Origin of the sequence: Aquabacterium sp. OR-4, from assembly GCF_025290835.2 — a bacterium.
GTDB lineage: Bacteria > Pseudomonadota > Gammaproteobacteria > Burkholderiales > Burkholderiaceae_C > Pseudaquabacterium.
Map to the genome: position 1 here is coordinate 1,735,803 of NZ_JAOCQD020000002.1, position 20,796 is coordinate 1,756,598.

Below are 20,796 nucleotides of genomic sequence, written 5' to 3' on the forward strand. Positions count from 1 at the left end.
CCGAAGTCCTGCCTTCCACCATGGCGACCGCTGCCGACAACGCCCAGATCGCCAGCCTGGCACGGCGCCGCTACGTGGAAGAACTGCTCAAGGGCCTGCCGGCCCTCGTGACAGCGGTTTCGAGCGGCGCGCGCGAACTGCTCGACAAACCGGCCGAGTACGCCGTGGGCCAGCGCAGGCGCGATCTGGTGCAGGGCCTGATCAAGTGCTCGGGCGCCTGGCACGCGGCCATGGCCAGCGGCCTGCGCCACGTGCTGCAACATGGCGTCACGGCCTCGGTGCCTTCCGATGCGCCGCTGGGCGGCCGCGGCGGCGGCCTGTCGCTGGTGGACGACGACACCATCGAGCGCGAGATCCTCACCTCGCGCCTGGCGCTGGCGGTGATGGATCGCGCCTCCTGGGAGTTCACCGACCTGCGCTCGCGCGTTGCCTACCTTGAGCGCCGCGGCGAGCTCGACACCCACGACATGCTGCGCGCCCACATCTTGGCGCGCGTGGCGCTCGACGCCTGGCGCCAGTCGGGGCTGCTGGCCGGTGACTGGCGCGAGGCCCAGCCGCTGCTGCACGACGAGTTCTCGGCCCTGGCCCAGGAGGCCTACCACGAGACCAACCGCTGGCTGGTGAGCCAGCGCGTGATGGCCGATGTCGACCTGCGCCCGCTGATCCGCCGCACCCGCGACAGCAATGGCGGCGGCGGTGGTGGCGGCGGCAGCGGTTTCGGTGCCCAGGGCCAGGCGCCGCGCAGCACCTCGGGGGTGCCCAGCACCTCCAGCGGCCATGGCGGCATGGCCCACGCCCACGCCAGTGGCGCCGGCGGCTACTACGGCAGCGCGCACTCGGGCTACCCAAGCCACGCCGGCCATGCCGACGCCGGTGCGTACGACGGCGGCTGGGAGTCTGCCGGCGAGCGCGACAGCCGCCGCAACGCCCGCTACGCCGACCCGTCGCACGGCCCGTCCGACGACCGGCAGGTGGGCGAAGAAACCCGCATGATGACCCGCGCCGCGCCGCTGGCGCGCGGCAGCGACCATGCCGAGGCGGTGATGAGCCGGCTCAACCGGCTGGTGGGCCGCCACCTGCCTGGCTTCTCCGACACGGTGCAGGCGCGGCCGGTGTCCGACACCCTGGCCGTGGCCATCCAGAACGCGCAGCAGAACCTGCGCCGCCGCTTTGTGGCCACGCCGCCCAGCGGCGCCGCCGGGCTGGCCGGCCGGCGCAGCGGCAGTGGCGCACCAGGCGGGGCCATGGCGCCCACCGGGCCGATGCTGCTCGACGAGCTCGACAAGGGCAAGCAGGCACTCAAGCAGGCCGCCTCCAGCCCCACCGAGCGGGCCACCATCGAAATCGTGGCGATGATGTTCCAGAGCATCCTCACCGAAGACCGCATCCCCGCGGCCATGCGCGTGTGGTTTGCCCGGCTGCAGATGCCGGTGCTGCGCGTGGCCATCAGCGAGCCCGACTTCTTCGCCACGCTGGACCACCCGGCGCGCCGGCTGATCGACCGCATGGGCGCCTGCGTGATGGGGCTCGATTCGGCCAGCGGCGCGGTCGGCGACGCGCTCGAGAAAGAGATCAAGCGCGTGGTGCAGGTGGTCGAAGCCTATCCCGACACCGGCCGGCGCGTGTTCCAGACCGTGCTGGTCGAGTTCGAGAAGTTCCTCGAGCACTATTTCAAGAACGAGAACGAGGCCACCCGCCGCGGCGTCTCGCTGGCCCAGCAGGTCGAGCAGCGCGAAACCCTGGCCATCCAGTACACCATCGAGCTGCGCCGCATGCTCAACGAGGTACCGGTGCAGGAGGGCGTGCGCCAGTTCCTGTTCCAGGTGTGGGCCGACGTGCTGGCCACCTCGGCCGTGCGCTACGGCGCGCAAAGCACCGAGACCAAGGCCATGAAGCGCGCCGCCGCCGACCTGATCTGGTCGGCCAGCGCCAAGGTCACGCGCGAAGAGCGCGCCGAGGTCATTCGCCGCCTGCCGCCGCTTCTCAAGCGCCTGCGCGACGGCATGGCCTCGGCCAACATGGCCGCCGAGAAGCAGGACGAGCGCATCAACGCGCTGAACAACGCGCTGGCCGCGGCCTTCACTGCCAAGGCGGCGGTGATTCCCAGCGACCGGCTGCAGGATTTGATGGAGCGGCTCGACTCACTCGAAGAGCTGCTGCCGGCCGCCGAAGACATCGAGATCGACGAGTCGATGGTGCTCGACCTGTCGGGCCACGAGAGCTCCGAGCTCGAGGTGGTGTCCGACGGCGGCACCATGCCCACCGCGCCGATGCTGGCCTGGGCGCGCGAGCTGATGGTGGGCAGCTGGTACACGCTGGATTGGCGTGGCCGCCGCGAGAACGTGCAGCTGGTGTGGCACGGCATGCGCCGCCAGCTGTCGCTGTTCGTCACGCCGGCCGGCCGCTGCCTGATGTTCCAGCAGCAGCGCCTGGCCGCCTATCTGCAGGCCGGCCTGCTGCTGCCTGCGCAAGACGAAGCGCTCACCGTCAAGGCCACACGCAGCGCGCTGGCGCGGCTGGACGCTGATCCGTCGAAGCTGATGAACTAGAAGATCCCGGTGCCGGGTGTCGGCCCGCCGGCCCGGCCCGCGCGCGCAGGCGGTCGTGCACAGGGGTGGTGGCCCGGCGCTTGAAAGCGCCGCAGCGCTCGCAAGCGCCGATCAGTGGATCAGGCGCTCTTCGGGTGCGACGAACAGCTCGTCCAGGATCAGCGCGTCGGGCTCTTCACCCAGGCTCCAGAAGACCATCAGCACGATGACCTTCAGGTCTTCGAGTGCCAGCGGCGACTCACCCACCGCGGTGGCACGGTCGATGACCATTTCGCGCATCGAGGGCGGCAGCACGCCGGCCGATTCGAGAAAGCTCACGAAAGCCACGGAATCGGGGCCCAGGCGATCCACCTCGGCCGGCGAGTACACGCGCATGCTGGCCTCGGACTGCTCGCCGGTATAGGTTTGCGCCACTTCGGCCAGGCCGTCCAGCCACACCAGGGCTTCCTGGATCTCGTCGGACTCGAAGCCCACGGCCGAGAGCTTGCGCGTCAGCTGGGCGTGATCCGGGCACGCATCAGGGCGCCAGTAGTTCTCGTAGAGATAGACCAGAACCTCGAACATGAATTGACTATACCCCAGGGCCCGGGATTGGGGCGTGGGCCCAGGCCTGGGTTCCGGTGGCTTTTCATGGCTTTGATGTGAGCATGCGCTCACTGCCCGAAAAGCGCTCAAGAACGCTGGATTCTCTGGTACAGACCGCCAGGCAAACGGGCGATCTGGCCGCTCAATTCCAGCGTCAGCAGGTGGGCGGAGAGGCTGTGCGCGGGCCAGCCGCAGCGAGCCATCAGGGCGTCCAGCGAGGCCGGATCGTGGCCCAGCGCGCGCAGCACCGGGTCGTCGCTTTCGTCTGCCGAGGCCGCCGCCGCGGGCGCGTCGGGCCACAGCCCTGCGGCCGCGCCGGCATCGGCCGGCGTGGTGCTGGCGGCCGGCCAGCGGCCCGCGCCGGCGGCGGGCGGGCCCAGGTCTTCCAGCACCTGCTCGACCGAGCTGACCAGCGTGGCGCCCTGGCGGATCAGCGCATGGCAGCCCTCGCTCTGGTCGGACAGGATCGAGCCCGGCAGCGCAAACACCTCGCGCCCGGCTTCGGCGGCCAGCCGCGCGGTGATCAGCGAGCCCGATCGCAGTGCAGCCTCGACCACCAGCGTGCCGCGGGTCAGCCCGGCGATCAGGCGGTTGCGCTGCGGAAAATGCGCCGCCAGCGGTGGCGCGCCCAGCGGCAGCTCGCTGACCAGTAGACCACGCGCGGCGATGCGCCGGGTGAGTGCCTTGTGCGCCAGCGGATAGGCCACGTCGATGCCGGTGCCGATCACCGCCACGGTGCCGGGGCCGTCGGCACCGGCGGCGGCTTCGGCCTGGGCCTGCAGCGCACCCTCGTGGGCGGCGGCGTCGATGCCCAGGGCCAGGCCCGAGACCACCGTCCAGCCCTGGCGCAGCAGGGCGGCGCCAAAGGCCCGGGCGTTTTCGCGGCCCTGCGGCGTGGGCCGGCGGCTGCCGACGATGCCCAGGCCTGGCGCCGACAGCAGCTCGCTGCGCCCCTCCAGGTACAGCAGCAGCGGCGGATCGGCGGTGTGCAGCAGCAGCGGCGGATAGTCGGCATCGCCCAGCACCATCACGCGGCGCGCCGGGCCATTGGCCCCAGCGCCCTGCAACCAGGCCTGCACCGCGGCCACCTGGGTCGCCAGCCCGGCGGGCACCTGCGCCAGCGCGGCACCCACCGCCACGCCGGCCACGCTGCGGCAAGGCAGTTCGCCGGCGGCCAGCACCGCCTGCGGCGAGCCAAACGCGGCCAGCAGGCGCCGCGCGGTGTCGCGGCCCACGCCGGGCGTGGCCAGCAGGCGCAGCCAGGCGGCCAGTTCGTCAGCGTCGGGCGCGGACGACACCGACATGCCGCCGCGCGCCGGTTCAGGGCTGGGTGAAGCGGTCGCCGGGCTTGACCGGATCGAGCGCCGAGACGATCAGCGCATAGGACACGCGATCGAACACCCGAAACACGAACAGCAGGCCGCTGCGCTCGTCGGGCAGCTGCATCAGCAGCGGCTTGTCCTGCGTGCGGTCGACCGCCGTCGTGCCGGCGCGCCACAAGGCCAGCACATGGCCGCGCTCGATGCCGTCGCGCGTGCCGCGGTTGATGGCCACGATCTGGTTCTGGCCGGCGCTCAGCGCTTCGCCGTAGATCGACACCACGCGGCCGGCCACCGGCTGGCCCGGCGCATGCGGCACATAGGCCTGCAGGTCATGCGGCGGCACCGGTGCCAGGCGGTCGCCCACGCCGGCCTCCTGGCGCACGCTGGTCATCGTGAAGGTGGCCGGCACCGGCACCCCCTGCTCGACCGCCGTGCGCAGCAAGTCGGCGGTGCCGACATAGCCGGCCTCGAAACCCAGCAGCTCGCGCGTCTCGGGATCGGACAGCGGCTTGGTCTGGCGGTAGACCGCAAAGCTGCGGGCGCCGGCGAGATCGCCGCGCACATAGGCCGTCTCGCCGCGCGACACCATCACCCGGCCCTCTTGGGTGGCCACGATGCGTGGCGCGGTGGCCAGCGCGTCGTCGCTGAGCACCACCGCCTCGTTGAGGAAGGGGCCGATCAGGTGCAGCGGGATCGACGCGATGGCGCCGTTGTCAAGCAGCTGGCTGCGCACCGTGGGCGACAGCTTGACGGTGTTGCTGGGCATCTGGCCATCTGCCGCGCCCCTGGCCAGGCGCAGGCGCGCGCGGCCGTTGCTCTTGTCGAGCACCAGCACCTGCCCCGGGTAGATCAGGTGCGGGTTGCGGATCTGGTCGAGGTTCATGCCCCACAGCTCGGGCCAGCGCCAGGGGCCCTTGAGGAACAGCGAGGACACGCCCCACAGCGTGTCGCCACGCTGCACGGTGTGCGAATCGGGGGCGTTGGCGGCCAGCTCGGACAGCGGCACGCCGGCCTCGGCCACCTGCTGGGCGGTGGCGCGCCAGGCCGGGGTGACCGGCTCGAGCGCCTGCACGCCGGCAGCGGCCGCCCACAGCAGCGGCAGCAGACCCCAGGCGCACGCCATCGGGCGCAGGCGTGCGGGTCGGGGCGGGCGTGAACTCATGGCGACAGTCTCCGGAAGGGGCCGGTGCGACAATCCGCACCGCGCGGCACAAGCTGCATCGCAGTGCCCCCACCCGCCCTTGGCTCGCCAACGGCTGCAAAGGGCTGCAAGGGCGCTGAAATACTTCATGCAGCCTCGCAGATTCTGCCGATAAACCCTTGATGCCGCAATGAAAAGCGCTGAGGCTGGCCACCGCCGCCCCAAGGCCTTCACCGCCCGGCGTTGCTTGACATCCACAGTTGTTTCCCCATGTGTCGGCCCGAGGCCGACACCGCCCTGCCATGCCCATGCTGACGATCCTCCGCTACCCCGATCCGCGCCTGCACACCGTGGCCAAGCCCGTCAGCCAGGTGGACGCGCGCATCCGCCAGCTGGCCGACGACATGCTGGCCACCATGTACCAGGCCGACGGCGTGGGCCTGGCCGCCACCCAGGTGGATGTGCACGAACGCGTGATCGTGATGGACACCTCGGCCGAGCGCGACCAGCCGCTGGTGCTGATCAACCCCGAGCTCACCGCGGTGAGCGACGAGATGCACGTGGGCGACGAAGGCTGCCTGTCGGTGCCCACCATCTATGAGCCGGTGCAGCGCCATGCGCGGGTGAGCGTGCGCGCGCTCGACCGCGAGGGCCGCAGCTTCAGCTTCGACGCCGAGGGCCTGGCCGCGGTGTGCGTGCAGCACGAGATGGACCACCTGATGGGCAAGGTGTTCGTGGAGTACCTGAGCCTGCTCAAGCGCAACCGCATCAAGACCAAGATGGTCAAGAAGACGCGCGACGAGCAGGACAGCCCGCGCTGAGCCGGCGCCGGCCACCGCACACCGCCTGCCCCAAGCCCTGACGCCCTGACGCCTGACCCGATGAAGCTCGTTTTCGCCGGCACGCCGGAATTTGCCGCCGAGGCGCTGCGCCAGCTGCTGGCCGCCGGGCACACCGTGCCGCTGGTGCTGACCCAGCCCGACCGCCCGGCCGGCCGTGGCATGAAGCTCACGCCCTCACCTGTGAAGGCCCTGGCGCTGCAGCACGGCATCGCCGTGGCCCAGCCACGCAGCCTGCGGCTGGACGGCAAGTACCCTGACGATGCCGCGGCGGCGCGCCAGGCGCTGCTGGGCGCCGCGCCCGAGGCCATGGTGGTGGCCGCCTACGGCCTGATCCTGCCGCAGTGGGTGCTGGATCTGCCGGCGCGCGGCTGCCTGAACATCCATGCCTCGCTGCTGCCGCGCTGGCGTGGCGCGGCGCCCATCCACCGCGCCATCGAGGCCGGCGATGCCCAGACCGGCATCACGCTGATGCAGATGGACGCCGGCCTGGACACCGGCGACATGCTGCTCACCGCGGCGCAGGCCATCCGCCCCGACGACACCACCGCCACGCTGCACGACCGCCTGGCCACGCAGGGTGGTGCGCTGTGCGTGCAGGGCTTGGCCGCACCCGAGGCACTGCGGCGCACGCCGCAGCCGGCCGAGGGCGTCAACTACGCGCACAAGATCGAGAAGCACGAGGCGGCCATCGACTGGCGCCAGCCGGCGGCGGTGATCGAGCGCCGCGTGCGCGCCTTCGACCCGTTTCCCGGCGCCAGCTTCACACTCGGCAACGAGGTGGTGAAGCTGTGGGCGGCCGAGGTGCTGCCGCAGGCCGGCGGCACGCCGGGCCAGGTGCTGCAGGCCGACGGCCAGCGCCTGCTGGTGGCCTGCGGCGACGGCGCGCTGGCGCTGCGCACGCTGCAGCGGCCGGGCGGCCGGCGCATCGATGTGGGCGTGCTGCTGCAGCAGTGCCCCGGCCTGGCCGGCACCCAGCTCGGCTGATGGCCTTTGGCGGGGGCTCGCCCGCGCGGCATTGAACTCCGCGCCCGCGGCCGCATCTGACGCCTCATCGCCACCCCTGCCCCGCCCCGCGGGGCGCTGAACCACCATGTTCAACCTGATGAAGACCGCCATCCTGATGGCGGCCATCACCGCCCTCTTCATGCTGCTCGGCCGTGTGCTGGGCGGGCAGACCGGCATGATGCTGGCGCTGCTGGTGGCGCTGGGGATGAACTTCTTCAGCTACTGGTTCAGCGACAAGATGGTGCTGAAGATGTACAACGCCCGCGAGGTGGACGACAGCACCGCGCCGCAGTTCGTGGGCATGGTGCGCGAGCTGGCCGAGCGCGCGCAGATCCCGATGCCGCGGGTGTACGTGATCGACGACAACGCGCCCAATGCCTTTGCCACCGGCCGCAACCCCGAGCATGCCGCGGTGGCGGCCACCACCGGCATCCTGCGCACCCTCAGCGCACGCGAGATGCGCGGCGTGATGGCCCACGAGCTGGCGCATGTGAAGCACCGCGACATCCTGATCTCCACCGTCAGCGCCACGATGGCCGGCGCGATCAGCATGCTGGCCAACTTCGGCATGATGTTCGGTGGCCGTGACAGCGAGGGTCGGCCGGTCAACCCGCTGGCCGGTCTGCTGGTGGCCATCCTGGCACCGATGGCGGCCGCGCTGATCCAGATGGCGATCAGCCGCGCGCGCGAGTTCGAGGCCGACCGCGGCGGCGCCGAGATCTCGGGCGACCCGCAGGCCCTGGCCTCGGCGCTGCAGAAGATCGAGCGCTTTGCCCGCGGCGCACCGCTCGAGGCCGCCGAGCGCCACCCCGAGACGGCGCAGATGATGATCGTCAACCCGCTGTCGGGCGGCGGCCTGCGCGGCCTGTTCTCCACCCACCCGTCCACCGAGGAACGCGTGGAGCGCCTGCTGGCCATGCGCTGATTGAACGGGGCACCCGGCGCCGCGCGCACGCCGCAGCGCCGCTCAAGTTGGCCCGCCGCCGGGCCGATATCGGGGGCATGAAGTGGACCCTCGCGCCCTGGATGCTCGTGTGCGTACTCGCCTCCGGTTGCGAGCAGCTGGGCATCGACACGCCCGCCGCGGCCGCGGCCAAGCGTGAAGCCGACAGCAAGGCCATCGGTGGCGCCTGCCGCCATGCCGGCCGCGCCATCGAAGACTGCTACACGCTCTACAAGAAGGCCGACAAGTCGGCCATCTACGCCGGCTGGCGCGAGATGGACAACTACATGCGCGAGAACAAGATCGAGCCGGTGACCCCGGTGGTGCCGCTGCCCAAGCCGCCCGAGCCGGCCTCGGCGCCCAAGCCGGCGCCCAAGGCCTCGGCCGCCGACGAGGCCGACGAGGAAGAAGCCCCGCCGGCCAAGGGCAAGAAGGGCCACTGAGCGCAGCGCCGCGGCGGCTGACGCCGGCACGTCGCGCCAGGCCGCAGCCTGGGCCACCTGGGCGACGCTTCGTCGCGCGGCCACTGGGGCGGGTGCCCCGCCTCAGCCATCATCGCGGCCACCGAGGAGCACGCGATGAATTCCACCCCCCGTTCACGGCCGATGACCGGCTGGCTTGACCGCCTGTTCGGCCTGGCCCTGGCCAGCGCCCTGTTGATGCTGGCCATCACCGCCTGGCCCGGCGCCGCGCGCGCTGCCGATCGCGTGGTGGGCAGCGGCGAGGCCGCCACCGAGCAGCGCAGCCCGGGCGATTTCGACAGCATCCAGACCCAGGGCTTCAAGGTGAGCGTGCGCCAGGGCGCGGTGCCGGCCGTCAGCGTGACGGCCGATGCCAACCTGCTGCCGCTGCTGGAAAGCGTGGTCGACGGCCGCACCCTGGTGCTGCGCTGGAAGCGCGGCACCAGCCTGCAGACGCGCGTGGCGCCGCAGATCCAGGTCACCGTGCCGCAGCTGCGCGGGCTGGCCGTGCAAGGCTCGGGCAAGCTGCTGGCCGAGGCGCTGAAGGTGCCGCAGCTGCGCGTGCAGATCAGCGGCTCGGGCGATGTGCAGCTGGCCGACATCAGCACCGACGAGCTGAGCATCGACGTATCGGGCTCGGGCGATGTGCTGGCCGCCGGCCAGGCCACGCGGCTGGTGGTGAAGATCGCCGGCTCGGGCGATGTCAAGGCTGCCGGCCTGCGTGCGGACGATGCCAAGGTCAGCATCGCCGGCTCGGGCAGTGTCGACCTGCAGGCCCAGCGCACGCTGGACATCGGCATCGCCGGCTCGGGCGATGTGCGCCACACCGGCAACGCCACGGTGCAGACCAAGGTGGCCGGCTCGGGCAAGGTGAAGAAGTACTGAGGCGGCCCCCCGCCGCGCTGGCAGCGGCGGTGGCGGTGGCGCCGCGCTGGCAGCGGCGGTGGCGCCTCGCGGCGTGCATCGGCGCACGGCCCGCCTGCATGGCGCCGCGGCCACAGCGCCGACAATCGCGGCAATGACTTCCGCTTCCGCGGGCCGGCCCCAGCCCCTGCCGCCCGAACCGCCGGCCAATACCGCCCGCCTGGGCCACCGCCTGGCCCGCCTGGTGCGCCACCCCGAATACCGCCGCGGCGCGCGCGACATGGTGGGCATTGCGCTGGGCATCGGCGCCTGGGGCCTGGTGACCGGCGTGGCCATGGTCAAGAGCGGGCTCGATCCCTGGCTGGCCGTGCTGATGTCGCTCACCGTGTTTGCCGGCACGGCCCAGCTGGCCGCCACACCGCTGATGGCCAGCGGCGCGCCGATCTGGGTGGTGTGGGCCACGGCGCTGTGCCTGAACCTGCGCTTCGTGGTCTTCAGCACGCAGTGGCGGCCCTACTTCGCCCACCTGCCGCGGCGGCGCCGCGCGCTGCTGGCCTACTTTTGCGCCGATCTGAACTACGTGCTGTTCATGCGCCGCTTTCCCGAGCCCAGGCCGGCGCCCGAGCAGCAGCCCTACTTCTGGGGCGGCGTCACGGTCAACGCCGGCAGCTGGCATGTGATGTCGCTGCTGGGCATTGCGCTGGGCCACCGCGTGCCGGCCGAATGGGGCCTGGGCTTTGCCGGCACCGTGGCCCTGCTGGGCATGACCTACGCGATGCTGGCCGACCGCGCCACCTGGCTGCCCGCCGTGGTGGCCGGCGCCGCGGCCGTGGCCGCCTATGCCCTGCCGCTCAAGCTGAACATGCTGGTGGCCATTGCCGCCGCGGTGGTGGTGGGCACGGTGATCGACCACACGCGGCCGCTGCGCAGTCGGGGCGCCTGAGCATGGCCACCTGGGAGGTTCTGCTCACCATTGCCGGGCTGGCGCTGATCACGCTGCTGACGCGCGGCTTCTTCATCCTGCCCGAGCGCGAACTGCCGATGCCCGACTGGCTGCGCGAGGGCCTGCGCTACGCCCCGGTGGGCGCGCTGGTGGCGGTGATCGCACCCGAGCTGGTGATGAGCCAGGGCCAGCTGATCAGCACCTGGCGCGACCCCCGCCTGGCCGGTGCGCTGGCCGCCACGCTGTACTACCTGTGGCGGCGCGACATGCTGGGCACCATCGTGGCCGGCACGGCCACGATGTTGATCTGCCGGCTGGGCCTGGGCTGGTGATCTGACAAACTTGCGGGTGAATCCGAGTTTTTCACCACTCCCGCAAAGCAGCTCACCATGAAGATTCTTCGACTGCAAGACCTGGCCGCGCAAGGCCAGCTGGCCGGCAAGCGCGTGTTCATCCGCGCCGATCTGAACGTGCCGCAAGACGATGCCGGCGCCATCACCGAAGACACGCGCATCCGCGCCTCGGTGCCGGCCATCGAGCTGGCGCTGAAGGCCGGCGCCGCGGTGATGGTCACCAGCCACCTGGGCCGCCCGACCGAGGGCGAGTTCAAGCCCGAGGATTCGCTGGCACCCGTGGCCAAGCGCCTGGGCGAGCTGCTGGGCCGCGAGGTGCCGGTGCTGGCCCACTGGGTCGATGGCGTCACGGTGGCCCCGGGCCAGCTGGTGATGCTGGAAAACTGCCGCCTGAACAAGGGCGAGAAGAAGAACAACGAAGACCTGGCCAAGAAGATGGCCGCGCTGTGCGACGTCTACGTGAACGACGCCTTCGGCACCGCGCACCGCGCCGAGGGCACCACCTACGGCATCGCCCAGTTCGCACCCATCGCCTGCGCCGGCCCGCTGCTGGCCGCCGAGATCGACGCCATCAGCCAGGCCCTGGCCGCGCCCAAGCGCCCGCTGGTGGCCATCGTGGCGGGCAGCAAGGTGAGCACCAAGCTCACCATCCTGAAGAGCCTGAGCGCCAACGTCGACGGCCTGATCGTCGGCGGCGGCATTGCCAACACCTTCATGCTGGCCGCCGGCCTGAAGATCGGCAAGAGCCTGGCCGAGCCCGACCTGGTGGGCGAAGCCAAGGCCGTGATCGAGGCCATGGCCGCACGCGGCGCGGCCGTGCCCATCCCCGAAGACGTGGTGTGCGCCAAGGCCTTTGCCGCCGATGCGCCGGCCACCGTGAAGGCTGCCACCGAGGTGGAAGACGACGACCTGATCCTCGACATCGGCCCCAAGACCGCCGCCACGCTGGCCGCACAACTCAAGGCCGCCGGCACCATCGTCTGGAACGGCCCGGTGGGCGTGTTCGAGTTCGAGGCCTTCAGCCGCGGCACCGAGGCCATCGCCCGCGCCATTGCCGACAGCAGCGCCTTCAGCATTGCCGGCGGCGGCGACACGCTGGCGGCCATTGCCAAGTACGGCATCGAGCAGCAGGTGGGTTACATCTCCACCGGCGGCGGCGCGTTCCTGGAGGTGCTGGAAGGCAAGACGCTGCCGGCCTTCGAGATCCTGGCCAAGCGCGCACAAGGCTGACCCGGGCGCCCGGCCCGAGGTGAAACCTCAGGCCGGGCGGTCATGCTTCAGGCGTAATCTCGGCGGGTCTGCCTGGGCAGACCACGAAGGAGACACACGCCATGGCATCCGAGCTCACCCCGGCCGAGCAGGCGCTGCGCGACGCGGCGCTGGAATACCACCGCAGCCCCACGCGGGGCAAGATTGCGGTGCTGCCCACCAAGCCGCTCAGCAACCAGCGTGACCTGAGCCTGGCCTATTCACCCGGCGTGGCCTATGCCTGCCTGGCCATCGAGCAAGACCCCACGCTGGCGGCCGAGTACACCAGCCGCGCCAACCTGGTGGGCGTGATCACCAACGGCACGGCCGTGCTGGGCCTGGGCGACATCGGCCCGCTGGCCGGCAAGCCGGTGATGGAGGGCAAGGGCTGCCTGTTCAAGAAGTTCGCCGGCATCGATGTGTTCGACATCGAGCTGGCCGAGCGCGATCCCGACAAGCTGGTGGAGATCATTGCCGCGCTCGAGCCCACGCTGGGCGGCATCAACCTCGAGGACATCAAGGCGCCCGAGTGCTTCCACATCGAGCGGGCGCTGCGCGAGCGGCTCCACATCCCGGTGTTTCACGACGACCAGCACGGCACGGCCATCATCAGCTCGGCCGCGCTGCTCAACGCGCTCGAACTGGTGGGCAAGCCCATCGACCAGGTGCGGCTGGTGGCCTCGGGCGCCGGCGCCGCGGCCATCGCCTGCCTGGACCTGATGGTGGGCCTGGGCGTGGTCATCGGCCACATCACGGTGGTCGACAGCAAGGGCGTGATCCGCGCCGGCCGGGCCGATGTGGCGGCCGGCAAGCTCGACGAGAGCAAGCAGCGCTACTGCCAGAAGACCGAGGCGCTGACCCTGGCCGATGCGGTGAAGGGCGCCGACGTGTTTCTCGGCTGCTCGGCCGCCGGCGTGCTGACACCCGAGATGGTGGCCACCATGGCCGCGCAGCCCATCATCCTGGCGCTGGCCAACCCCGAGCCCGAGATCCGGCCCGAGCTGGCCAAGGCGGCGCGGCCCGACTGCATCGTGGCCACGGGCCGGTCGGATTATCCGAACCAGGTCAACAACGTCCTGTGCTTTCCCTACATCTTTCGCGGTGCGCTCGATTGCGGCGCCACGCGCATCAACGAGGCCATGAAGCTGGCCTGCGTGCGCGAGATCGCGGCGCTGGCCAAGGCCGAGACGCCGTCCGAGGTGGCCGCGGCCTATGCCGGCCAGGAGCTGCGTTTCGGGCCCGACTACATCATTCCCAAACCCTTTGATGCGCGGCTGATCCTGCGCATTGCCCCGGCCGTGGCCCAGGCCGCCGCCGAGAGCGGCGTGGCCACGCGGCCGATCGCCGACCTCGACGCCTACCGCCAGCAGCTGGGCCGCTTTGTCTACCAGACGGGCATGGTGATGCGCCCGGTGTTTGCCGCGGCCAAGGCCGCCCACGCCCGCCAGCCGGTGCGCGTGGTGTACGCCGAGGGCGAAGACGAACGCGTGCTGCGTGCGGTGCAGGTGGTGCTCGATGAAGGCCTGGCGCGGCCCATCCTGATCGGCCGGCCGGCGGTGATGGCCATGCGCATCGAGCGCGCCGGCCTGCGCCTGAAGGCCGGTGTCGACTTCGATGTGTGCGACCCCGAGGACGACCCGCGCTTTCGCAGCTACTGGGCGCTGTACCACCAGCTGATGGGCCGCGACGGCGTGTCGCAAGAGGCCGCCAAGGCGGCAGTGCGCCGCAGCAACACGCTGATTGCCTGCCTGATGCTGCGCCGTGGCGAGGCCGAGGCCATGCTGTGCGGCCTGGTGGGCCAGTACGACGCGCACCTGGCGCATGTGTGCAAGGTGATCGGCCGCGCCCCCGGCGTGGGCACGCTGGCCGCCATGAACGCGTTGATGCTCGAGGAGCACACGCTGTTCATCACCGACACCTTCGTCAACGAGACGCCCGACGCCGCGGCGCTGGCCGAGATTGCCCGCCTGGCCGCCAACGAGGTGCGGCGCTTCGGCATGCCGCCCAAGGTGGCCTTTGTCTCGCACTCGATGTACGGCTCGTCGCAGCGCGAATCGGCGCGCCGCATGCGCGCCGCGCGCGACCTGTTCGTGCAGTGGTGTCCCGACGTGGAATGCGATGGCGAGCTGCAGGGCGACGCGGCCCTGTCGGAGCCCATCCGCGAAAGCTTTCTGGCCGATGCCACGCTCAAGGGCGCGGCCAACCTGCTGGTGCTGCCCAACCTGGACGCGGCCAACATCCTGTTCAATGTGCTCAAGGTCACCAGCGGCCACGGCGTCACCATCGGCCCGATGCTGCTGGGCGCGGCCGCACCGGTGCATGTGCTCACGCCCTCGGCCACCATGCGCCGGGTGGTCAACATGACCGCGCTGGCCGTGGCCGACGCCACGGCGCCGAAAGAAACCGCGCGGTAACCGTGTGGCGTCGGCGCACCGGCGCACGGCGCCCATAATCAGGCCGCCCTTCACTGCCAAGCCACTGCCCACCATGCCACGTGCCACCAAGATCGTTGCCACCCTCGGCCCTGCCAGCAGCGACCCCGAGGTGCTGGAGCGCATGCTGCGCGCCGGCGTGGATGTGGTGCGGCTGAACTTCAGCCACGGCAAGGCGCAGGACCACATCGACCGCGCCCGGCTGGTGCGCGAGATCGCCGCCAAGGTGGGCAAGCCGGTGGCCCTGATGGCCGACCTGCAGGGCCCCAAGATCCGCGTGGGCAAGTTTGCCGCCGGCAAGACCATGCTGGTGGCCGGCGCGCCCTTCGTGCTGGACGCCGCGCGCACCGAGCCTGGCGACGACCTGGGCGTGGGCCTCGACTACAAGGAGCTGCCGCGCGACGTGAAGCCCGGCGACACCCTGCTGCTCAATGACGGCCTGCTGGTGCTGACGGTGGAAGTCGTGCGCGGCGACCAGGTGCACACCACGGTCAAGATCGGCGGCGAGCTCAGCAACAACAAGGGCATCAACAAGCAGGGCGGCGGCCTGACCGCGCCGGCGCTCACCGCCAAGGACATGGAGGACATCAAGACCGCCATGGCCTTCCAGTGCGACTACCTGGCGGTGAGCTTCCCGAAAAACGCCACCGACATGGAGATGGCGCGCCAGCTGGCCAATGTGGCCGGCGAGGCCTACCGCCACAAGCCGGCGATGATTGCCAAGATCGAGCGCAGCGAGGCCATTCCGCAGCTCGAGGCCATCCTCAAGGCCAGCGACGGCATCATGGTGGCGCGCGGTGATCTGGCGGTGGAGGTGGGCAACGCCGCCGTGCCCGCGCTGCAGAAGAAGATGATCCGCATGGCGCGCGAGATGGACAAGGTGGCCATCACCGCCACGCAGATGATGGAGAGCATGATCGTCAACCCGGTGCCCACCCGCGCCGAGGTGAGCGACGTGGCCAACGCGGTGCTCGACGGCACCGACGCGGTGATGCTTAGCGCCGAAACGGCCGCCGGCAAGTACCCGGTGGAGACGGTGGAGCAGATGGCGCAGATCGCGCTGGAGGCCGAGCGTGCTGAAGACGTGCGCCTGGACGCCAACTTCACCGACCGCGCCTTCGGCCGCATCGACCAGAGCATTGCGATGGGTGCGCTGTTCACCGCCCATCACCTGGGCTGCAAGGCCATCGTGGCGCTCACCGAATCGGGCAGCACCGCGCTGTGGATGAGCCGGCACAACATCCATGTGCCGATCTTCGGCATCACCAGCAAGCCCACCAGCGAGCGGCGCATGGCGCTCTACCGCAACGTGCGTCCGGTGCTGATGTCGTCGCACTCCGACCGCGACGCCGCGCTGGCCGATGCCGAGCGCGTGCTGGTCAGCCGCGAGGTGCTGCGCCCCGGCGACACCTACGCCATCACCTGCGGCGAGCCCATGGGCTACCCGGGCGGCACCAACATGCTCAAGGTCTGCCGCGTCGGCTGACGCGGCGCCTGTTGGCTCAGGCCGCCACGCTGTGCACCAGCGCGGCCACGCGCGGGGCCATGTTCACCGGCACCAGCTTGACCTGCGGATGCTCGCGCTTGAACACCCGCATCAGCTCGTCGGCAAAGCCGTGGCCGATGTCGGACAGGCCATCGAAGTCGAGCTCCACGCAGCGGAAATCGGACAGGCGCTGCGCAATGCGGCGCGCCTGCGCACGTGACTCCAGCCCCACCTGCGGCGCGGTGAGCAGCTTCATCGGCACCACGGTGCGCTCGAAGGCATAGCTCTCGCCATCGGCGCTGAACTGGCGCAGCACCTCGTCGACCGTGCGCTCGGTGTCGAGCGCCACCGCCACGTAGATCGAGGTGCCGCGGCCACAGGCCGGGCGGCCGCGCTGCCATTCCTCGCGGTCCCAGTCGCGCTGCTGAAACGCGGCGCCATTGGCATGCAGGTCGAAGATGTCGGCCATCTTGGCGGTGAAGAACAGGCCGCGGCCGGTGTGGCGGTCGGGCTGGCTGCTGAGCTTGCCCTTGGCCAGCTCGAGCATGGCATGCACCGGGTCCTCGATCTTGAACTGGCGGCCGATGCTGCTGAACACGCCGCGGCCGTCGTCGCTGACCAGCATCTGCATCTGCAGCGGCGTCTGGCGCATCGAGATCGTGACCTGGCGCCCGCCGCTGTGGTCGATGGCGTTGTTCATCAGCTCGGTGAACGCATGTTGGGCAATGCGCGCCACGTTGTCGGGCAGCGCAAAGTAGGGCGCGAAGTCGTGCTGCCAGGGCACATCTTCCTGCAGGCCGGCCAGGCCGTAGCGGCGCACCACCTGGCGCAGCGCGCCGGGGCGCCAGGCCGGGCGCGCGGCCGTGCCGGTGGGCTCGAGCCATTGCAGATCCACCAGCTGGTCGCACAGCTCGCGCGCCGCGTCGGGCGGCATCGCCAGGCGTGCGGCCAGCTTGTGCGGCAACGCGTCGGGGTGACGGATCACCAGTTCGGTGATGCAGTCGCAGGCCTTGCTCAGGGGCGAACGGGGAGCTTGTGGCTGGGCCATGGTGTCGTCCTCAGGCGGCATCACCGCCACCGTCTGTGGCTGCCAGTGTCGACCGGCAGGAGCCCGGGCTGAAGCGCGAAAAGCGCGGCCCCGACCCGCCAATTCCTGCACCGCCGGCACCCACCCGGCTTGAGCGGCCACCCTTGGCGCGACAGCCTCGGTCGATACAATCCTGCGCAGTTACAAGGCGGTTTCAGCGACCTGACAGCGACATCCACGCGCCGTACCATGGCCACCGCCCGCACGGTTTCTCACTCTCCATCCAGGATCTGCCATGCCTCTCGTCTCGATGCGCCAACTGCTGGACCATGCCGCCGAAAACGGCTACGGCATCCCGGCCTTCAACGTCAACAACCTCGAGCAGGTGCAGGCCGTGATGGCTGCGGCCGACGAAGTGGGCGCCCCGGTGATCCTGCAGGCCAGCGCCGGCGCCCGCAAGTACGCCGGCGAGCCCTTCATCAAGCACCTGATCCAGGCGGCCACCGAGGCCTACCCGCACATCCCGCTGGTGATGCACCAAGACCACGGCACCAGCCCCAAGGTGTGCGAAGGCGCGATCCACCTGGGCTTCGGCTCGGTGATGATGGACGGCAGCCTGCGCGAGGACGGCAAGACCCCCGCCGACTTCGACTACAACGTCAGCGTCACCAGCCAGGTGGTGGCCATGGCACACAAGGTGGGCGTCACGGTGGAAGGCGAGCTCGGCTGCCTGGGCAACCTCGAAACCGGTGAGGCCGGCGAAGAAGACGGCATCGGCGCCGAAGGCAAGCTCGACCACAGCCAGATGCTGACCGACCCGGAAGAGGCCGCGGTGTTCGTCAAGGCCACGCAGCTCGACGCGCTGGCGATTGCCATCGGCACCAGCCACGGCGCCTACAAGTTCAGCCGCAAGCCCACCGGCGACATCCTGGCCATCAGCCGCGTCAAGGAGATCCACGCGCGCATCCCCAACACCCACCTGGTGATGCACGGCTCGTCGTCGGTGCCGGCTGAACTGCTGGCCATCATCAACCAGTACGGCGGCAAGATGAAGGAGACCTACGGTGTGCCCATCGAGGAGATCCAGGAAGCCATCAAGCACGGCGTGCGCAAGATCAACATCGACACCGACATCCGCCTGGCGATGACCGGCGCGGTGCGCAAGTTCATGGCCGAGAACCCCGACAAGTTCGACGCCCGCGAGTGGCTCAAGCCCGCACGCGAGGCCGCCAAGGCCATCTGCAAGCAGCGCTACATGGAGTTTGGCTGCGAAGGCCAGGCCGGCAAGATCAAGGGCCACACGCTGGCCGACATGGCAGCGCGTTATGCCGGCGGCCAGCTGGCCCAGCTGGTGAAGTGAGCGCGGCGGCAAGCACGCCGCAGCGATCGACCCCCAGGGGCCTGCGGGCCCCTTTTGCATGGCCGCGCGGGCCCCGGCAGGCACAATACGGCCCCTTCCCGCCGGCCCTGCCCGTGGCAGCCGCCCGCCCCCACCCGCCCTTGCCGAGAAGCCGATGAGCACCGACGCCCTGTTCGAAACCAGCCTCCACTCGCTGCCCCTGCTGGCACGTGGCAAGGTGCGCGACAACTACGCGGTGGGCGACGACCGCATCCTGATGGTGGCCAGCGACCGCATTTCGGCCTTCGACGTGGTGATGGGCGAGCCCATCCCCGGCAAGGGCCTGCTGCTGACCCAGATGGCGCTGTTCTGGTTCGACAAGCTGGGCCATGTGGTGCCCAACCACCTCACTGGTGACGACCCGACCAGCGTGGTGGCCGCCGACGAGGTGGCCCAGGTGCAGGGCCGCTCGATGCTGGTCAAGCGCCTGAAGCCGCTGCCGGTGGAAGCCGTGGTGCGCGGCTACCTGGCCGGCTCGGGCTGGAAGGAGTACCAGGACAACGGCCAGGTCTGCGGCGTGCCGCTGCCGCCCGGCCTGCACAACGCCAGCCGCCTGCCGGCGCCGATCTTCACCCCGGCCACCAAGGCCGAGATGGGCGACCACGACGAGAACATCAGCTTTGCACGCATGGCCGAGATCATCGGCGCCCCGCTGGCCGAGCAGGTGCGCGACACCGCCATCCGCCTGTACACCGAGGCCGCCGCCTTGGCGCTGACGCGCGGCATCATCATCGCCGACACCAAGTTCGAGTTCGGCCTCGATGCCGATGGCACGCTGACCCTGATGGACGAGGTGCTCACACCCGACAGCTCGCGCTTCTGGCCGGTGGCCGGCTACCAGGAGGGCATCAACCCGCCCAGCTTCGACAAGCAGTACCTGCGCGACTGGCTGGAGGGTGCCCAGGTGGACGGTGAGCCCTGGAACAAGAAGGCACCGGCCCCCCCGGTACCAACCCAGGTTGCCAACGCCACGGCGCAGCGGTATAGAACGGCCTTGGCCACGCTGCAGGGCTGACACCACAGCCTGCACGCGGGCCGGGGAGGCCCGCGATGTACTGCCGACTGCTGGACGACCTGGAAACCCAGGCCCGTAACGCCACCGACCGCGTGCACTGGGCACGCGCGGCGTGCAAGATCTCCGTGCACCGCGCCCGCCAGGGCCAGCACGACGAAGCCCAGTCACTGATCCTGCGCATCCGCGAAACCTTCGGCGTGGAACTGCACCACGAGATCGCGCCGTGGGTGATGTTGGCGGAGGGGGTGGGGCATTATTTTCAGATCAGGGTGAAACCCTCGTGGGAGCGAATGCGACGCGCATATGCGCTCGCGGTCGCCCTCAGGACCGAGGCCTTTCTGCCGGCTTGTGCCGCCTGGATGGGTTTGATCGCCCTCGAGAACAGTCGGTACGACGAAATGTCTCGATTCCTAGTCGAGGCCTTCGAGCACGCGCACGTTCAAGATCATCATGCCTTGGGCCGAGCGAGCTTGACGTTGGCCGATACGATCCACATGGCTGGCAGTTATCCCCTTGCACGCCGTTGGTACGAGAGCGCCCGCCGACATGCCACCGCCGAGGGCGATCAAGCCTTGCTGAGTGCGATGTTATTCAACGTTGCAATTTGCCGGGCCGCGAATATCTTGATCGCAGACGCGTTTGGTGAGGTTTCTGCGTCCGAGCTACTCAGGGCGAACATGGAAGTGGGCTCGTTCCGAACTTACGACTTTGCCGTTGGCGCTGTCTCGTTCGAGGAGTCGACGCCCCTAGTGCGCGGGCAACTTTTTCTAGTCGGGAGGAAGTACGCCGAGGCAAGCGACATGCTCGACAAGGTGCGAGCCGACATGTTGCCAAAGCGAGAGGTTCCACTTCTGCTGGCTAGTCGCGCATGGAGCTACGCCAACCTTGGCCGGCTGTCTGACGCCATGGAACTGATAGGTGTGGCCGTTGCATCGCTAACGGCTACTGACGACGAAGACAACCAAGCGTATGTGTTTGGTCGAGCCCGGCAAACAGCCAATCTTTGCGGGCACCCAGACTTGGCCTCTGCGTATGGCGAGCATGCTGATGCCCACCTTCAGGCGCACCAAGCTACCCAACAATCGACCATGTCGCTTGCCATGGCAATCGTAGAGAAGATCGACAGTATTCCCAAAAAAGAAGGCCCGGCGATTGCCGGGCCTCCATAGACAGTCGCTACG

General features: G+C 70.1%; 18 protein-coding genes. 14 read left to right on the top strand and 4 right to left on the bottom strand.

All coding sequences use genetic code 11. From position 1 onward, the window contains the following. Nucleotides 1-20: 20 nt before the first annotated feature. A complete protein-coding gene (locus N4G63_RS19820) occupies nt 21-2,549 on the top strand; it encodes a DUF1631 family protein (RefSeq protein WP_260787151.1) in 2,529 nt (842 codons plus the stop codon). A 111-nt stretch (nt 2,550-2,660) separates the two neighbouring features. On the opposite strand, the gene N4G63_RS19825 is transcribed toward N4G63_RS19820, so the two are convergent. The 3 genes from N4G63_RS19825 to N4G63_RS19835 form a co-directional block, all read right to left on the bottom strand. After that, a complete protein-coding gene (locus tag N4G63_RS19825; RefSeq protein WP_260787150.1) occupies nt 2,661-3,113 on the bottom strand; it encodes a Smg family protein in 453 nt (150 codons plus the stop codon). A 107-nt stretch (nt 3,114-3,220) separates the two neighbouring features. Then, nucleotides 3,221-4,438 carry a DNA-processing protein DprA gene (dprA, locus tag N4G63_RS19830; protein WP_260787149.1) on the bottom strand — a complete coding sequence of 406 codons (1,218 nt, stop codon included), beginning with the start codon at nt 4,436-4,438 and terminating at the stop codon, nt 3,221-3,223. Between the two features lie 16 nt (nt 4,439-4,454). Beyond that, nucleotides 4,455-5,618, bottom strand: coding sequence for a LysM peptidoglycan-binding domain-containing protein (locus N4G63_RS19835; RefSeq protein ID WP_260787148.1), 1,164 nt, complete (start codon nt 5,616-5,618; stop codon nt 4,455-4,457). A gap of 281 nt (nt 5,619-5,899) precedes the next feature. Between N4G63_RS19835 and def the strand changes: the two genes are divergently transcribed. From def to pyk, 10 genes are all read left to right on the top strand, one after another. Further along, nucleotides 5,900-6,418, top strand: a complete 519-nt coding sequence (gene def, locus N4G63_RS19840; protein ID WP_260787147.1) for a peptide deformylase — start codon at nt 5,900-5,902, stop codon at nt 6,416-6,418. Nucleotides 6,419-6,478: 60 nt separating this feature from the next. Beyond that, nucleotides 6,479-7,423, top strand: a complete 945-nt coding sequence (fmt, locus tag N4G63_RS19845) for a methionyl-tRNA formyltransferase (protein WP_260787146.1) — start codon at nt 6,479-6,481, stop codon at nt 7,421-7,423. A gap of 106 nt (nt 7,424-7,529) precedes the next feature. Beyond that, complete coding sequence (gene htpX / locus N4G63_RS19850; RefSeq protein ID WP_260787145.1) at nt 7,530-8,369, top strand: zinc metalloprotease HtpX; 840 nt, start codon at nt 7,530-7,532, stop codon at nt 8,367-8,369. A 77-nt stretch (nt 8,370-8,446) separates the two neighbouring features. Next, nucleotides 8,447-8,830: a hypothetical protein gene (locus tag N4G63_RS19855; protein ID WP_260787144.1), complete on the top strand. Its 384-nt coding sequence runs from the start codon at nt 8,447-8,449 to the stop codon at nt 8,828-8,830. Nucleotides 8,831-8,965: 135 nt separating this feature from the next. Next, the gene (locus N4G63_RS19860) at nt 8,966-9,733 is read left to right on the top strand and encodes a head GIN domain-containing protein (protein ID WP_314600096.1); all 768 of its coding nucleotides are present in this window, start codon (nt 8,966-8,968) and stop codon (nt 9,731-9,733) included. A 259-nt stretch (nt 9,734-9,992) separates the two neighbouring features. Then, nucleotides 9,993-10,655, top strand: a complete 663-nt coding sequence (locus N4G63_RS19865) for an AzlC family ABC transporter permease (protein WP_260787660.1) — start codon at nt 9,993-9,995, stop codon at nt 10,653-10,655. Nucleotides 10,656-10,657: 2 nt separating this feature from the next. Then, nucleotides 10,658-10,987, top strand: a complete 330-nt coding sequence (locus tag N4G63_RS19870) for a branched-chain amino acid transport AzlD family protein (RefSeq protein WP_260787142.1) — start codon at nt 10,658-10,660, stop codon at nt 10,985-10,987. Nucleotides 10,988-11,044: 57 nt separating this feature from the next. Further along, on the top strand, nt 11,045-12,238 hold the full coding sequence (locus N4G63_RS19875; RefSeq protein ID WP_260787141.1) for a phosphoglycerate kinase: 1,194 nt from the start codon (nt 11,045-11,047) through the stop codon (nt 12,236-12,238). Nucleotides 12,239-12,339: 101 nt separating this feature from the next. Beyond that, nucleotides 12,340-14,670 carry an NADP-dependent malic enzyme gene (locus N4G63_RS19880; protein WP_314600097.1) on the top strand — a complete coding sequence of 777 codons (2,331 nt, stop codon included), beginning with the start codon at nt 12,340-12,342 and terminating at the stop codon, nt 14,668-14,670. A 73-nt stretch (nt 14,671-14,743) separates the two neighbouring features. After that, entirely contained in the window at nt 14,744-16,174 is a 1,431-nt protein-coding gene (pyk, locus tag N4G63_RS19885; RefSeq protein WP_314600098.1) for a pyruvate kinase, read from the top strand. Nucleotides 16,175-16,190: 16 nt separating this feature from the next. Here pyk and N4G63_RS19890 read toward each other — a convergent pair whose 3' ends face one another. After that, entirely contained in the window at nt 16,191-17,222 is a 1,032-nt protein-coding gene (locus tag N4G63_RS19890) for an STAS-like domain-containing protein (RefSeq protein ID WP_314600099.1), read from the bottom strand. A 274-nt stretch (nt 17,223-17,496) separates the two neighbouring features. Here N4G63_RS19890 and fba point away from each other — a divergent pair, with 274 nt between their 5' ends. The 3 genes from fba to N4G63_RS19905 all read left to right on the top strand — a co-directional run bounded on the left by fba (nt 17,497) and on the right by N4G63_RS19905 (nt 20,784). Further along, nucleotides 17,497-18,561 (top strand): class II fructose-bisphosphate aldolase, encoded by a 1,065-nt coding sequence (gene fba, locus N4G63_RS19895; protein WP_260787139.1) that lies wholly within the window; start codon nt 17,497-17,499, stop codon nt 18,559-18,561. A 154-nt stretch (nt 18,562-18,715) separates the two neighbouring features. Next, entirely contained in the window at nt 18,716-19,615 is a 900-nt protein-coding gene (locus N4G63_RS19900) for a phosphoribosylaminoimidazolesuccinocarboxamide synthase (RefSeq protein ID WP_260787138.1), read from the top strand. 35 nt (nt 19,616-19,650) lie between these two features. Beyond that, nucleotides 19,651-20,784, top strand: a complete 1,134-nt coding sequence (locus N4G63_RS19905; protein ID WP_260787137.1) for a hypothetical protein — start codon at nt 19,651-19,653, stop codon at nt 20,782-20,784. Nucleotides 20,785-20,796 lie beyond the last annotated feature (12 nt).